The sequence below is a fragment of the Streptomyces sp. NPDC006309 genome (assembly GCF_040613095.1).
GTDB lineage: Bacteria > Actinomycetota > Actinomycetes > Streptomycetales > Streptomycetaceae > Streptomyces.
In genome coordinates this window covers 65,498-79,881 of the sequence record NZ_JBEXRO010000015.1, presented here as the reverse complement: position 1 = coordinate 79,881, position 14,384 = coordinate 65,498, and the positions used below count along the sequence as shown (strand labels likewise).

The following is a 14,384-nucleotide window of genomic DNA, read 5'->3' as shown; positions in this document are numbered from 1 at the left end:
GGATTGCCATGACTGAGAACCACGACGCGATCGTCACAGACGCGAAGGCGGACGGGGCGGGCGGCGGCTGCCCCGTCGCCCATGACCGTGCCCTGCACCCGACCCAGGGCGGAGGCAACCGTCAGTGGTGGCCGGAGCGGCTCAACCTGAAGATCCTTGCCAAGAACCCTGCCGTGGCGAACCCGCTCGGTGAGGACTTCGACTACGCCGAGGCCTTCCGCGGTCTGGATCTCCCGGCCGTGAAGCGGGACATCGAGGAGGTGCTCACCACTTCCCAGGACTGGTGGCCGGCCGACTTCGGCCACTACGGCCCCCTGATGGTCCGTATGGCGTGGCACAGTGCCGGCACCTACCGCATCAGCGACGGCCGCGGCGGCGCCGGCGCCGGCCAGCAGCGCTTCGCCCCGCTGAACAGCTGGCCCGACAACGTCAACCTGGACAAGGCCCGCCGCCTGCTGTGGCCGGTGAAGAAGAAGTACGGTCAGCGCATCTCGTGGGCCGACCTGCTGATCCTCGCCGGCAATGTGGCCCTGGAGTCCATGGGCTTCGAGACCTTCGGCTTCGGCGGCGGCCGCGAGGACGTGTGGGAGCCGGAGGAGGACGTCTACTGGGGTCCCGAGACCACCTGGCTGGACGACAAGCGCTACACCGGCGACCGTGAGCTGGAGGACCCGCTCGGCGCCGTCCAGATGGGTCTCATCTACGTCAACCCCGAGGGCCCGAACGGCAATCCGGACCCGCTCGCCGCGGCCCGCGACATCCGCGAGACGTTCGCCCGGATGGCGATGAACGACGAGGAGACCGTCGCCCTGATCGCCGGCGGCCACACCTTCGGCAAGACCCACGGCGCCGGCCCCGCCGACCACGTCGGTCCCGACATCGAGGCCGCCGGTTTCGAGGAGCAGGGCCTGGGCTGGCGGAACAGCTACGGCACCGGCAAGGGCGCCGACACCATCACCTCCGGCCTCGAGGTCACCTGGACCGCCACGCCGACCCGGTGGAGCAACGGCTTCTTCGACAACCTCTTCGGCTACGAGTGGGAGCTGACCGAGTCCCCGGCCGGCGCCAAGCAGTGGCGGCCCAAGGACGGCGCGGGCGAGGGCACGGTCCCGGCCGCCCACGACCCGTCGAAGAAGATCGCCCCGGCGATGCTCACCACCGACCTCGCGCTGCGCTTCGACCCGGTGTACGAGCCCATCTCCCGCCGCTTCCACGAGAACCCGCAGGAGTTCGCGGACGCCTTCGCCCGCGCCTGGTACAAGCTCACCCACCGCGACATGGGCCCGAAGTCGCTGTACCTCGGCCCGGAGGTCCCGCAGGAGACCCTGCTGTGGCAGGACCCGCTGCCGGAACGCGAGGGCGAACTGATCGACGACGCGGACATCGAGACCCTGAAGACCAAGCTGCTCGACTCGGGCCTCAGCGTGTCCCAGCTGGTCACCACCGCGTGGGCGTCCGCGTCGACGTTCCGCGCCAGCGACAAGCGCGGTGGCGCCAACGGCGCCCGTATCCGCCTGGCCCCGCAGAGCGGCTGGGAGGTCAACGAGCCGGACCGGCTGGCCCAGGTGCTGCGCACCCTGGAGGGCGTCCAGCAGGAGTTCAACGCCTCCTCCGGCACCAGGAAGGTCTCCCTGGCCGACCTCATCGTCCTCGGCGGCGTCGCCGCCGTGGAGAAGGCCGCCAAGGAAGGCGGCTTCCAGGTGCGGGTGCCCTTCACCGCGGGCCGCGTGGACGCCACCGAGGAGCACACCGACGCCGAGTCCTTCGAGGCGCTGGAGCCGACCGCGGACGGCTTCCGCAACTACCTCGGCAAGGGCAACCGCCTGCCGGCCGAGTTCCTGCTGCTGGACAAGGCGAACCTGCTGAACCTCAGCGCCCCCGAGCTGACCGTCCTCGTCGGCGGCCTGCGCGTCCTCGGCGCCAACTACCAGCAGTCGCAGCTCGGCGTCCTCACCCACACGCCCGGCGCCCTCACCAACGACTTCTTCGTCAACCTGCTCGACCTGGGGACGACGTGGAAGGCGACGTCCGAGGACCAGACCACGTTCGAGGGCCGTGACGCGAGCACGGGCGAGCTGAAGTGGGCAGGCAGCCGCGCCGACCTCGTCTTCGGCTCCAACTCCGAACTGCGTGCCCTCGCCGAGGTCTACGCGAGCGACGACGCGAAGGAGAAGTTCGTCAAGGACTTCGTCGCCGCCTGGGACAAGGTCATGAACGCGGACCGGTTCGACCTCGTCTGACCTGCCGGCCTTCGGGCCCTCCGACCGGCGCGTCCGGGTCCGCCCCACGGGGCGGACCCGGACGTTTTCCCGCTGCCGGGCCGCCGCTGCCGGGCCGCCACTGTGACGGGGCCGCTGCCGGGCCGTCAGCGCCCGGGCGCCGCCGCGGCCGTCACTTCCGCCGGTGGGTGGGGCCGGGCTGTCGGCGGGCGCGGGCGTCCTCCCGGCGGCGGCCCAGGCGGCCCGCAGCTGGATCTTGTCGTGGTCGGGCGTGTGCGGGCGGGGCGCCGTAGGCGGGGAGGGTCAGACCCGGCTGGGCCGGCAGTTCCATGGCGTCGAAGTCGAGGGTGATCTCGCCGAGGCGGGGTGGGGTGGAAGGACTTGCGGCCGGTGCGGTGCGGGCGGACGTGGTGCTCGGCCCAGGCGGTGCGGCGGTGCGGAATTCGTCGCTGCGGGTGACCAACTCGCCGATCGGGCCGGTCAGGTCGGTCAGGTCGCTGCGTCGGGGGCGCGGCCGGCTTCGGTGCGCAGCAGGGACACGGTGGTGTTCAGGGCCTCCTCCCAGCGCGGGAAGAACTCGCGTCCGGCCGGGTCGAGGAACTGGAACCGGGCCATGTTCACCGGCTCCCGGTCCGCGCCGACGCGGAGCGGGCTGTACAGGCGCGGCCGAGGGGGTTGGTGGGGAGGACGTCCAGGCGGCCGTCGCGGATGAAGTCCGGACAGTCGCTCATGGAGTTCAGGACACGCACGCTGTCGGGCAGCGGCCCGCGCGGGCGCCGGGTGCGGCGGTGGGGCGTTCGGCGGCGGTGCGGGCGAGGTCGTGGCGGTGGGCGCGTCCGGCGTCGTCCAACTGGAGGGCGCCTGCGACGGAGTCGAGCACCTCCTCGGACGCCCCGGCCAGGTGGCCGCGCTCCAGACGTATGCCGTGGTCGATGCTGACGCCGGCGAGCAGGGCGACTTCCTCACGAGGCAGGCCGGGCACCCGCCGGTTGCCGCCGAAGGCGGGCAGCCCCGCCCGCTGCGGGGTGATCTTGGTCCGGCGGGAGGCCAGGAACGCGCGGACGTCACTCCCGGTACTCACGTTTCCAGGCTGAGCCGGACGGCGCACCGGTCGGGGGCCCTGCCGGTACCCGTAAAGGCAGATCCTTCCCCACGTCTGGGTACTGCGGTTTCGCTGGTCCCGGCGCCGTCTGGGGCTGCCCGGGGCTTGGCAGTTTCCGCCGCCGGTCGGTGCCGGACGACCGGCCCGGCCACACAGTGGCACCAAGGACCACTCGCCGTCCGATCGAGGAGTTGTTCCTGCTGTTCTGACGCCTGGGAGCGTCCCGGTCTCTGCCCGCGCGACCGCAGTCTGGTCACGGTGAGTGTGCCGACAGCCCTGTACGCGGGGAGCAGTTCGGCTACCACCTCGGTGTCGCGCCGGACAACGGGCGCTGAGCGTCGAGGAGCTGTCCGAGGCCATCACCCACCTGGCCTTCTACGCGGGCTGGCCCAACGCCATGACCGCGATCGTCCGGCTCAAGAGCGTCGCCGACGAGCGCGCCGGCACGGTCGGTTGCCGGGCCCGGCCGAGGCCGCCGAGTACCGCCGCTCGTCCGTGACCGGCTCCAGCAAGGTGGTCTCCTCGCTCCCGTCACCGCTCCCCTCCCCTCCCCTCCTCTCCCCTCCCACAGGGCAGTGTGCTCCTGGTGTCTCTCTTCTCGTCTCGCTGATTCATATCCCTGAATAAGGATCACGTACGCGACTCTTGACGCGCGCATCGACTCCTCCCTAGCGTCGGAAACCCCCAGAGGGAAAGCGCTTTCCGGCGGTCTTCACCATGCCACGGCCGGCCGTCGGGTTCACCCCTCCGGACACCCGCATCCGCACAGCCGAGCCAGAACCGCTAGGAGACAAGCCGATGCAACTCAGATCCGCCCTCGCGTGCGCCGGTCTGCTCGCCGGCACGCTCGTCGCGCTGTCCGGCACCACCGCCCAGGCCGCCACCACCCTTTACGAAGCCGAGAGTTCCCCCGCGGTGTGCACCGGCACCGTGGACTCCGGCTGGGCCGGATTCTCCGGCAGCGGCTTCTGCAACGGGACCAACGCGTCAGGGGCGTACGCCCAGTTCACGGTGGACGCCGCCGGCGCGGGCACCGCGACCCTCGGTGTCCGCTTCGCCAACGGGACGGCCGCCGCCCGGTCCGCGACCGTCGCGGTCAACGGGGCGGCGGCCACCACGGTGTCGTTCGAGACCACCGGCGCCTGGAACACCTGGGCGACCAAGACACTCACGGTGCCGGTCAAGGCCGGTGCCAACACGATCCGCCTCACCCCCACCGGCGCCGACGGCCTGCCCAACCTCGACTACCTCGACGCCGAAGTGTCAGCGGCGGCGACCGGCACCGTGCTCTACGTGTCACCGAGCGGCAGCGACGGCGCGGCGGGCACGGAGTCGGCCCCGACCACGCTGACCTCCGCCATCAGCCGCATCACGCCCGGCGGCACGATCTACCTGCGTGGAGGGACGTACACCCCGTCCGCCACGGTCACCATCCCGGCCGGCAAGGACGGCACCTCCGCCGCCCGCACCACCCTGTCGGCCTACCCCGGCGAGAAGCCCGTACTGAACTTCGCGGCGCAGAGCGAGAGTCCGGCCAACCGGGGCATCCAGCTGAACGCCTCCTACTGGCGGCTGTACGGCCTGACCGTCGAACACGCCGGGGACAACGGCATCTTCGTCGGCGGCAGCAACAACGTCGTCGAGCGCGTGGTGACCGCCTACAACCGCGACACCGGCCTGCAACTGGGCCGCATCGCCTCCACCACCCCCAACTCCCAGTGGCCGTCGAACAACCTGATCGTCAGCTCCGAGTCGCACGACAACGCGGACTCCGACGGTGAGGACGCCGACGGCTTCGCCGCGAAGCTGACCACCGGCACCGGGAACGTCTTCCGTTACGACGTCTCGCACAACAACATCGACGACGGCTGGGACCTGTTCACCAAGACGGACACCGGCGCCATCGGCCCGGTGACCATCGAGTACTCCCTGTCCTACGGCAACGGCACCTTGAGCGACGGCACGGTCAACTCCAACGGCGACCGCAACGGCTACAAGCTGGGCGGCGACGACATCGCGGTGAACCACGTGGTGCGGCACGACATCGCCTACAGGAACGGCCACCACGGCTTCACCTACAACAGCAACCCCGGCACGATGACGGTGTCCGACAACGTCGCCATCGACAACGCCCAGCGCAACTTCTCGTTCGACGCGGGTACTTCGGTGTTCCGCACCGACACGTCGTGCCGCTTCGCCGTCAGCGGCTCGAACGACAAGACCGTCGGTGACACCGACAGCTCCGACCAGTTCTGGACCGGCGCCAACGGCTCCCGCTGCTCCGCGTACGCGGGCGCGCTCGGCTGGTCCTTCGCCTCGGACGGCCACCTCGTGGTGACGTTCGGCGGCAGCGTCGTGACGCCGTAGCCGGTGCACGGCGGACGGTGACACGCGGGACGCCGCCCCGGGCGGCGTCCCGCTCCCGGTCCGTGGGGACGACGGGCTCAGCCGACGAGATCGGTCACCGCCCAGGCACCGGGCGCGGTCCTGCGGCCACAGGGGGCGGGCCGGGGCGAGTGCCCCGGCCCGCCGTTTCTCAGGACTGCGCCTGCGTCTCGGGGGTGCCGTAGGGGCGGGTGATGATCTCCATGCCGTGTCCGGCCGGATCGTGGAAGTACAGGCCCCGGCCGCCCCAGTGGTGGTTGATCTCGCCCGGCTGCTTCCCGTGCGGGTCGGCGTAGTAGGTGATCCCGGCCTCCCGGATACGGGCGAAGGCCGCGTCGAACTCCTCCTCGGAGACGAGGAAGGCGTAGTGCTGCATGACGATCGACTCCGCCGGGACGGTGGCGAAGTCCAGGGTGACCCCGTTGCTCGTGGACACGGGAATGAACGGGCCCCATTCGGCCCCGGCCTCCAGGCCCAGGATGCCGGCCAGGAACGCGGCCGACTCCCGCTTGTCCCGGGCGTGGACGATGGTGTGGTTCAACTCGACTGACATGGGTGGAATGCCTCCGCAAGGCAAACTCACGGGCACCTCCATGCCTCACCCGGCCGGTGACCGGCACGCGATGCCGTACGACGATCCTAACGGCCTCCACCGGACGGCCCAACGGGCTTATCAGCCACGGGCGGCACGTCAGCCCGTGCACCGTGCCGGGATCGCCTTCCCGGTCGGCGGCGCCTGCCCCGCCCTCCGGACTCGGGATCACTGTCACACAGTGTGACAGTGATCCCGGAGTGAGGCCGGTTTCCCAGTACCGCCAGTAACATGATGACCTTGTTCCGGGTGTACCAGTCAGTCAACTTTGCGCCGTCCTCGGACGCGCCCCTGCCCGGAGATGCCGATGTCTACTGCCGACGACGCGCTGGAAAACGCGCGCTTCACCTACGAGCAGCACATGCAGACGTGCCGCCAGTGCCACGCCGACGCCGCTCTCTGCGCGGTGGCGAAGCATCTGCTGCGGCTCTACAACCTCGCCCGCCGGGACCGGCTGCGCGCCACCGGGCAGCACACCCCGACCGTCTGACCGGCAGGAAGCGCTTTTCACCCGCCGCGACGAGGGAACCCGGTCGCCTGTCCCGTCCGCCCGAGACACAGGAGGCCACTGTGACGGACCAGCACGGTGACCGGCCCGATCCGGTCACCCAGCACCCCCGCCCCGACTTCCCCGCCCAGGAGCAGCCGCATCCCGGCTGGACCGGCCCCATGGACCCGCCGCCCGACCACGGCGAGGACTCCTACCACGGCACCGGCCGTCTGGAGGGCCTCAAGACCGTGATCACGGGAGGGGACTCCGGCATCGGACGCGCGGTGGCGCTCGCCTTCGCCCGCGAGGGCGCCGACGTGCTGTTCACGCATCTCGACGCGGAGGAGGAGGACGCCCGCGAGACGTCCCGGCTGGTGGAGGACGCCGGGCGCAAGGCGGTCGCCGTGTCCTGCGACATCCGCGAGGAGGGCAACTGCCGTTCGCTGATCGAGCGGGCGGTCGGCGAGTTCGGCCGTATCGACGTCCTCGTGAACAACGCCGCCTACCAGATGGCCCAGTCGGAGGGCATCGAGGCGATCAGCACCGAGCAGTTCGACCGGGTGATGCGGACGAACCTGTACGGGATGTTCTGGCTCACCAAGTTCGCCCTCCCGCACATCCCGGCCGGCGGCTGTGTCATCAACACCACGTCCGTGCAGGCGTACCAGCCCAGCCCGCACCTGCTGGACTACGCCATGACCAAGGGCGCGATCGTCACCTTCACCCAGGGCCTGGCGCAGATGCTCGCCGAGCGCGGCATCCGCGTCAACGCGGTCGCGCCGGGACCGGTGTGGACCCCGCTCATCCCCGCCACCCTGCCGGACACGGCGGAGTTCGGGAAGCAGAGTCCGCTCGGCCGCCCCGCTCAGCCCGCCGAACTGGCCCCCGCCTACGTGTATCTGGCCTCGCCGCAGGCGAGCTACATCACCGCGGAGATCCTGAACGCGACGGGCGGCACCCCGCTGCCCTGACCCGGCCCAGGCGGCGCCGCCGGGACGGGTCAGCCGGCGCGGAACGGCGGCTCGGCCAGGAGCTCCAGCAGCCACCGGGCGCTCTGCGCCGGTCCCGGCCCGGCCCCGGACGCGCCGGGGAACATCCGGCCCCAGGCCGCCGCCCGGCTCAGCACGCTCAGACGCCAGGCGAGCGCCGCCGCCCGCCGCAGCTGCGCCGCCGTACGGCCGGGGCCCGTCCAGGGCTCCAGATACGCGTCGAGCAACCGGGGCAGCACGTGCGGGCCGTAGCGGTCGCGGGCCCGTTCGGCGGTGACGCGCAGACTGCAGAACGGGTGGGAGACTGCGGCGTCACCCCAGTCGAAGAAGGTGTACCGGCCCGGGGCCGGCCGGAACACCTGCCCGTCGTGCAGGTCCGCGTGGTCGAGGCTGTCCGCGATGCCCAGCGAGGCGAGTTCGGCGCACCAGTCCGCGAGGCGCGGCCGGAGCTTCTCCAGCCGGGCGCGGTCGTCCGGGCCCAGCACGCGGTCCCCGGCGAGGAGGCGTTCGAACACCTCCGGCAGCCCGGACGTCCGGGCTGCCGGCACGCCCAGCCGCTCAAGGGCGTGCGCGTGCGGGACCAGCGAGTGCTGCATGCGCGCGTACTGGCCCAGCAACTCCTCCCAGGCGCGCGGTCCGACGGGCTCCCGGTCGAGCACGGTCCGGAACAGGTCGCCTCCGTCGGGCAGCAGCGACCAGCCGCGCGCGGCGTCGACGGCCAGGGGCCGCAGCACGTGCTCCGGCACCCAGCGGGCCAGGGCGGCGGTCAGCGGGCCCTCGAACGCGCCGGCCGGCGGGCTCGCCTTGAACCAGACCGCCGTCCGTCCCGCGACGGGCACCCGGATCAGCACGGACCACGGCCGCAGCCGCACCTCGAGCCCGCCGGCGGCCCGCAGACCGTGCGCGGTCAGCTCCTCGGCCACCCAGCCGAGCGCCTCGGCACGCCAGGTCTCCTGCTCCCAGGGGGTCACCGCGTCCCGGTACCGCCCGCGGTCGACGACGGTCGTGGCATCCTCTCGCATCGCCCCATCCCATCACCGCCACCGGCGTCCCGGCCAGCGGTTTCGCCGCACACCGGCATCCGTCGGACGACTCCCGTTCCGGTACTGCGGCCGACAACCCCCGGCTCAGCGCACCGGGAAGCCGAACGCGTAGCCCTGCTGCTTCAGCCACGGCAGCAGGGTGCCCAGCGCGGCCACCGTCTGGGAGCGGTCGCCGCCCGCGTCGTGGAAGAGGATCGTGGGGCCGTTCGCCAGTTCCCCCTTGACGGTGGCCACGACGGCGTCCGTGCCCGGCCGTTCGAAGTCCTTGGAGTCGACGTTCCAGCCGAGCGGACGCATCCCGTGCGAGGCCGCCAGTTTCCGGCTGTACGGCGTGAAGGCGCCGCCCGGAGCCCGGTAGTACATCGGGCGCACCCCGCCGGACGCCTTGGTGATCTGCCGCTCGGCGTCCACGATCTGCTGCGACTGGTAGGCCGTGGACTTGGTGTCCATGGTGGTGTCGTGCGACACCGTGTGGTCGCACAGCCGGTGCCCGGCGGCCACCACCTGCCGGACCAGATCCGGGTGGGCCTCGGCCTGGGTGCCGACCATGCAGAACGTCGCCTTCACGCCGTTGTCCCGCAGCACTTGGAGCACCCGCGGGGTCCAGACCGGGTCCGGACCGTCGTCGATGGTGATGTTCACGGCGTGCTCACCGCGGTCCGAGGCATGAGCGATCACGGCGGACACGGGCGCCGCCGTCGGCGCGGCGGGCCGGGCCGGCGCACCCCGGCCGGCCGAGCCGCCACCGGTCTGCCCGGCCTGCGCGGTCCACACCGAGGTGGCGGCGGCCACCACCGTCACCCCGAGCGCCGCCGCGACCATCCGGCCGTACCATCCCCGCCCGCCATGCCGCGCCATTCCGTCCGCCCCCTGCCGTGTAGATGACTCCCGTCGCCGCGCCGACGGGTTCCGTGCACCTGGCAGGACGGCCCCGGACGATCAGGGGATCCCTCTGTTACGGATCACGGACAATTCCGGGGCGCTTCGGCGACAGTCGCTCCCTGCGCGGGGCCGGAGACCGCCGGTCGGCCCGTCCGGGCTGGTTGTGCACCGGCGTACCACCGCTTCCGACAGGGCTGCCCGGCGGCGGCCCCGCCACCGGAACAGCCACGAGGGGGCGGGGGGTTGGAGAGACGGTGCGTCTTCCGTGAGCGGCGGCAGCATCGTGTACCAGGATCGGCAGCGCGTCAGCGCGGTGTACGAGGCCACCACCCGGCTGACCGACGTGGCCACCGGCGACCGGACGGTGATCCAGCGAGCGGCCCGGATGCCAGCCTCGGACCGCCCGAGACCGGCCGCCGGCTGGCCCGACTCCTCCCGGACGCCCGCTACGTGGAGATCCCGGACGCCCGCACACTGGTCCAACTGGACAACCCCGGCGCCCTCATCGCCGAGATCCGCGACTTCGTCAGGGCACACCCCCTGCCCGGCGAACACTGAGCACGGACCGCACGCCGGGCGCGCCGGGGTGGGGAAAACTACAGGAACCGGGTGGAGACAGCCCCCCGCCCGTCCCGGTGACTGGCAGGCTGTTCCGGCCGGACGGCCGTGCGCAGACTCGGCGCATGACGATTTCCACCGACGCCTCCCCCGAGTCCGCGGCGCCCGCCGCCCGATCCGGTACGCCCGGCTCCGCCGCCGGCAGCGACTACGCCCGGCTGTCCCGGCGCATCGCCGAGGCGGGGCTGTTCGAGCGCCGCCCCGGCTACTACACGGCACGGCTCGGTACGGTGATCGCGCTGCTGGCGGCCGGCTGGGGGACGTTCCTCGCGCTCGGCGACAGCTGGTGGCAGCTGGCCGTGGCCGCCTTCCTGGCCCTGGTGTTCGGACAGGTCGCCCTCGCGGCGCACGACCTGGCCCACCGCCAGGTCTTCCGGCGGCGCCGGCCGAGCGAGATTTGGGGCCGGCTCTTCGGCAACCTCGGGATCGGGATGAGCTACGGCTGGTGGATGAACAAGCACACCCGCCACCACGCCCACCCCAACCACGAGGAACTCGACCCCGACGTCGCCCCCGAGATCCTCGTGTGGTCCACCGGGCAGGCCCGTTCCAGCCGCGGCGTGGCCCGCCTCGTCGGCGGACACCAGGCACTGCTGTTCCTCCCGCTGCTCACCCTGGAGGGCCTCAACCTGCACGTCTCCAGCGTGCGGGCGCTGCGCTCACCGGCCGTGAAGAACCGCCTGTTGGAGGGGACCTTGCTCCTCCTGCACATCGCGGGCTACCTGACCGCGCTCTTCCTGGTGCTCAGCCCCGGCAAGGCGGTCGCGTTCCTCGCCGTGCACCAGGCCCTCTTCGGTGTCTACCTCGGCTGCACCTTCGCCCCCAACCACAAGGGCATGCCCACCTTCACCGGTGACGAACAGCCCGACTTCCTGCGCCGCCAGGTCCTCACCTCCCGCAACGTGCGCGGCGGCCGGCTCACCGACGTACTGCTCGGCGGGCTCAACCACCAGATCGAGCACCACCTGTTCCCGAGCATGCCCACGCCCCATCTGCGGCGGGCCCGGCCCCTCGTCCGCGCGTACTGCGCGGAGGTCGGGGTGCCCTACCACGAGACCGGGCTGATCCGGTCCTACCGCGAGGCCCTCACCCATCTGCACCGGGTGGGCGAACCGATCAGGCGGCAGCGCCGGGCGTCCTGACGCCCGGCGGGCGCGTGACGGCGGTGGCCGCGGGGCCGACCGGACCGTCCGCCGCCGCCCCCGCGCCGCTCAGGCGCGGACCAGCGGCGTGTCGACCAGATGCTCGGCCAGGAACCACGCCTGGAGTTCGCCGGTCCGGATGACCTGCGAGACGAGCAGGTCGTTGGTGCCGTCGTCGCCCAGCTCGGCCGTGCGCGCCGCGGCGTCGTGCGCGTCGACGAGGACGGACTCGTGGGCCTCCAGGAGCCGGGACAGCATCGCCGGCACCTCCTCCACGCCGTCCGGCGGCCGGGGGATCGTCGTGATCTCGGCGATGTGCCGGGGATCGCCCACGGCGACACCGCCCAGCGTCTGCACCCGCTCCGCGAGGGTGTCGACCAGTTCGAGCTGTTCCCCGGCGTGCTTGTCCAGCACCAGGTGCAGTTGGTAGAAGGTCGCGCCGCGCATCAGCCAGTGGTGCTTCTTGTAGAGGCCGTAGAGGATCTGGGTGTCGGCCAGGACCCGGTTCAGGCGCTGGCAGGAGTACATCCGCGCCTCGTAGGACAGACCGACCGGGAACTGCTTGACGGTCCCGAACTCCTGGATCACCTCGCCCTTCTGGTGCAGCCACGGCTGGCTGCCGCTCGCGTGGTGGGTGCTGCTGGTCATGATCGCCTCCGGTGGTGCCGTGCTCCGCGTACGGTGAAGACGCTAGGCACGGGAACGGCGGCGGCTTGCCCCCGCGCGCATGCCCCGATGCCCGCCGGCGCACCGCACACGACGCCTTCCGCGCGGGGACCTTCCCGTTACGGCGTCGGAGGCGGCGGCCCCCGGGGGGCGCGGCGAGCCCGCCGGTTCCCCCGGGGGGCAGGGCTGGCGAGCCCGCCGAATCCTTGGGGGCACGGGTGGCGAGCCCGCCGGCTCGCGGAAGAGCAGTGCGACGAGCCTGCCGGTGGACGCCTACCTCACGTGCCGACACTCCGGACGGGCACGTACAGGACAGGGCCGGAGCGTCCAGAGGCAAGCGCGACCGCGTGCCCTCCGTAGCGTTCCCGCCTGACCGGCCGCACGACCGGCTCTCCCCGGCGCCGCCACCCGTGACCCGCGTTCCCCAGGGGACTTCACCGGTCGCGGCGGCCCGGCCCCGGTGAGGATCCGCACCCCATTCACCGACAGGGAGTCTCCCGTGTCCACTGCCGCAAGACCGACCGTCGTCCTGGTCCACGGCGCCTTCGCCGACGCGTCCAGCTTCGCCGGCGTCATCCCCGAACTGCTCGCCCGCGGCCTCGACGTGGTCGCCCCGGCCGTACCCAACCGCAGCCTGACCGGGGACGCCGCCTACATCGCCTCACTCGTCCGCCAGATCCCCGGACCCGTGATACTCGTGGGACACTCCTACGGCGGCGCCGTCATCACCGTCGCCGGGGTCGAGGACAACGTCACCGCCCTGGTCTACCTGGCCGGATACGCCCTGGAGAAGGGCGAGAGCCTGGGCGAACTCCAGGGCCGCTTCCCGGACTCCGAGCTCGCCTCCGCCCTCGTCCGAACCTCCGTCCCGGCCGACGGGCCCACCGGCACCGACATCGACGTCTCGGTACTGCCCGACAGGTTCCCGGCCGTCTTCGCCGCCGACGTCGACCCCCGTCTCGCCGCCGTCCTCGCCGTCTCCCAGCGCCCGCTGGCCGCGCGGGCGTTCACCGAGGCGGCCCCGGCGGCGGCCTGGCAGAGCAAGCCGTCCTGGGGGCTGGTGGCCACCGCCGACCACACCATCAACCCGGACGTGGAGCGCTACGGATACGAGCGGGCCGGCATGACCACGGTCGAGGTCGACTCCTCCCACCTGGTCATGCTGTCCCACCCGCGGCGCGTCGCCGGCCTGATCGAGGACGCCGTCCGGGCCACCTCCCGCTGACTGCCGCCGCGCCCTCCCCGTTCCCGCCCCCACCGCTCAGGAAGCAGCCGATGAACCCACCGATCTCCCGCCGTGCCGTGACCGGCTCCGTGCCGGCCGGCGCCACCGCCCCCGGTGCCTCCGGCGCGGCGTCCGTGACCCCGGCCGACGCACCGGCCCCCGCGCACCCGCACCCGGCCGGACCCACCGTCGTCCTGGTCCACGGCGCCTTCGCGGACGGCTCCAGCTGGAACGCCGTCGTCGAACAGCTCCAGCGTGACGAGCACCGCGTGCTGGTCCCGGCCCTGCCGTTGCGCGGCCTGGCGAGCGACGCCGCCTACATCCGCGGCGTCCTCGACGGCATCGAGGGGCCGATCGTGCTCGTGGGCCACTCCTACGGCGGGGCGGTCATCAGCCACGCCGCCGCCGGTGCGCCCCGGGTCGAGGCGCTGGTGTACATCGCGGCCTTCGTCCCCGACATCGGGGAGAGCGCGCTCGGCCTCACCGCGAAGCTCCCCGGCAGCACCCTCGGCGAGGCCACCACCGCCCAGAGCTACCCGCTGCCCGGAGGCGGCCAGGGCGAGGAACTCGTCATCCGCAAGGACGTGTTCCGGCAGCAGTTCGCGGCCGGTGTCCCCGTCACCACCGCACAGGTGATGGCGGTGGGACAGCGCCCGATCGCCGTGGCCGCCCTCCAGGAGGAGGCCACGGCGGCGGCGTGGCGGGACATCCCCAGCTGGTACCTGGTCGCCACCGAGGACCGCAACATCCCGCCGGCCGCCGAGCGGTGGATGGCCCGCCGCGCGGACGCCCACACCGTCACCGTCCGCGCACCGCACGCCGTCGCCGTGAGCGACCCAGTCCCCGTCACCGATCTCATCCTGCGCGCCGTGCACGCGGTCCGCTCCGGACACTGAGCCCCGGACCGGTGTGACGGCGCAACCGGCCACCGGCCTACCGGCCACCGGCCTACCGGCCACCGGCCTACCGGCCACCGGCCTACCGGCCACCGGCCTACCGGCCACCGGCCTACCGGCCACCGGCCTACCGGC

At 72.6% G+C, this 14,384-nt stretch carries 11 protein-coding genes and 2 pseudogenes; 8 read left to right on the top strand and 5 right to left on the bottom strand.

Going from position 1 to position 14,384, the window contains the following annotated elements; all coding sequences use genetic code 11:
- Positions 1-8: 8 nt before the first annotated feature.
- A complete protein-coding gene (gene katG / locus ABZ117_RS20480) occupies positions 9-2,240 on the top strand; it encodes a catalase/peroxidase HPI (protein WP_356822659.1) in 2,232 nt (743 codons plus the stop codon).
- Positions 2,241-2,447: 207 nt separating this feature from the next.
- On the opposite strand, the pseudogene ABZ117_RS20475 reads toward katG, so the two are convergent.
- Positions 2,448-3,300: pseudogene (locus ABZ117_RS20475) on the bottom strand (transcriptional regulator); the annotation flags it as partial.
- Between the two features lie 228 nt (positions 3,301-3,528).
- On the opposite strand from ABZ117_RS20475, the pseudogene ABZ117_RS20470 reads away from it, so the two are divergent.
- Positions 3,529-3,820: pseudogene (locus tag ABZ117_RS20470) on the top strand (carboxymuconolactone decarboxylase family protein); the annotation flags it as partial.
- A gap of 299 nt (positions 3,821-4,119) precedes the next feature.
- The gene (locus tag ABZ117_RS20465) at positions 4,120-5,688 is read left to right on the top strand and encodes a carbohydrate-binding protein (protein WP_356822657.1); all 1,569 of its coding nucleotides are present in this window, start codon (positions 4,120-4,122) and stop codon (positions 5,686-5,688) included.
- Between the two features lie 169 nt (positions 5,689-5,857).
- Here the strand turns inward: ABZ117_RS20465 and ABZ117_RS20460 are convergent, their stop codons facing one another.
- Positions 5,858-6,259, bottom strand: a complete 402-nt coding sequence (locus ABZ117_RS20460) for a VOC family protein (protein ID WP_356822656.1) — start codon at positions 6,257-6,259, stop codon at positions 5,858-5,860.
- A gap of 346 nt (positions 6,260-6,605) precedes the next feature.
- Between ABZ117_RS20460 and ABZ117_RS20455 the strand changes: the two genes are divergently transcribed.
- Both ABZ117_RS20455 and ABZ117_RS20450 read left to right on the top strand, forming a co-directional pair.
- A complete protein-coding gene (locus ABZ117_RS20455) occupies positions 6,606-6,788 on the top strand; it encodes a hypothetical protein (protein ID WP_356822654.1) in 183 nt (60 codons plus the stop codon).
- An 80-nt stretch (positions 6,789-6,868) separates the two neighbouring features.
- A complete protein-coding gene (locus ABZ117_RS20450; RefSeq protein ID WP_356822653.1) occupies positions 6,869-7,759 on the top strand; it encodes an SDR family oxidoreductase in 891 nt (296 codons plus the stop codon).
- A 29-nt stretch (positions 7,760-7,788) separates the two neighbouring features.
- Here ABZ117_RS20450 and ABZ117_RS20445 read toward each other — a convergent pair whose 3' ends face one another.
- Together ABZ117_RS20445 and ABZ117_RS20440 are read right to left on the bottom strand one after the other, a co-directional pair.
- Positions 7,789-8,799 carry a phosphotransferase gene (locus ABZ117_RS20445; protein WP_356822651.1) on the bottom strand — a complete coding sequence of 337 codons (1,011 nt, stop codon included), beginning with the start codon at positions 8,797-8,799 and terminating at the stop codon, positions 7,789-7,791.
- Positions 8,800-8,904: 105 nt separating this feature from the next.
- A complete protein-coding gene (locus ABZ117_RS20440) occupies positions 8,905-9,678 on the bottom strand; it encodes a polysaccharide deacetylase family protein (protein ID WP_356822649.1) in 774 nt (257 codons plus the stop codon).
- A 707-nt stretch (positions 9,679-10,385) separates the two neighbouring features.
- On the opposite strand from ABZ117_RS20440, the gene ABZ117_RS20435 reads away from it, so the two are divergent.
- On the top strand, positions 10,386-11,462 hold the full coding sequence (locus tag ABZ117_RS20435; protein ID WP_356822648.1) for an acyl-CoA desaturase: 1,077 nt from the start codon (positions 10,386-10,388) through the stop codon (positions 11,460-11,462).
- Positions 11,463-11,531: 69 nt separating this feature from the next.
- On the opposite strand, the gene ABZ117_RS20430 is transcribed toward ABZ117_RS20435, so the two are convergent.
- Positions 11,532-12,110 (bottom strand): DNA starvation/stationary phase protection protein, encoded by a 579-nt coding sequence (locus ABZ117_RS20430; protein WP_356822646.1) that lies wholly within the window; start codon positions 12,108-12,110, stop codon positions 11,532-11,534.
- Positions 12,111-12,627: 517 nt separating this feature from the next.
- On the opposite strand from ABZ117_RS20430, the gene ABZ117_RS20425 reads away from it, so the two are divergent.
- Both ABZ117_RS20425 and ABZ117_RS20420 read left to right on the top strand, forming a co-directional pair.
- Positions 12,628-13,353, top strand: a complete 726-nt coding sequence (locus ABZ117_RS20425) for an alpha/beta hydrolase (RefSeq protein ID WP_356822645.1) — start codon at positions 12,628-12,630, stop codon at positions 13,351-13,353.
- A gap of 50 nt (positions 13,354-13,403) precedes the next feature.
- Entirely contained in the window at positions 13,404-14,249 is an 846-nt protein-coding gene (locus ABZ117_RS20420) for an alpha/beta hydrolase (RefSeq protein ID WP_356822644.1), read from the top strand.
- Positions 14,250-14,384: the final 135 nt, after the last annotated feature.

Coding starts and splice junctions, on each gene's coding strand:
- ABZ117_RS20420 (WP_356822644.1), top strand. CDS start 13,404: ATGAACCCACCGATCTCCCGCCGTGCCGTGACCGGCTCCGTGCCGGCC.
- ABZ117_RS20440 (WP_356822649.1), bottom strand. CDS start 9,678: ATGGCGCGGCATGGCGGGCGGGGATGGTACGGCCGGATGGTCGCGGCG.
- ABZ117_RS20430 (WP_356822646.1), bottom strand. CDS start 12,110: ATGACCAGCAGCACCCACCACGCGAGCGGCAGCCAGCCGTGGCTGCAC.
- ABZ117_RS20455 (WP_356822654.1), top strand. CDS start 6,606: ATGTCTACTGCCGACGACGCGCTGGAAAACGCGCGCTTCACCTACGAG.
- ABZ117_RS20460 (WP_356822656.1), bottom strand. CDS start 6,259: ATGTCAGTCGAGTTGAACCACACCATCGTCCACGCCCGGGACAAGCGG.
- ABZ117_RS20445 (WP_356822651.1), bottom strand. CDS start 8,799: ATGCGAGAGGATGCCACGACCGTCGTCGACCGCGGGCGGTACCGGGAC.
- ABZ117_RS20465 (WP_356822657.1), top strand. CDS start 4,120: ATGCAACTCAGATCCGCCCTCGCGTGCGCCGGTCTGCTCGCCGGCACG.
- katG (WP_356822659.1), top strand. CDS start 9: ATGACTGAGAACCACGACGCGATCGTCACAGACGCGAAGGCGGACGGG.
- ABZ117_RS20435 (WP_356822648.1), top strand. CDS start 10,386: ATGACGATTTCCACCGACGCCTCCCCCGAGTCCGCGGCGCCCGCCGCC.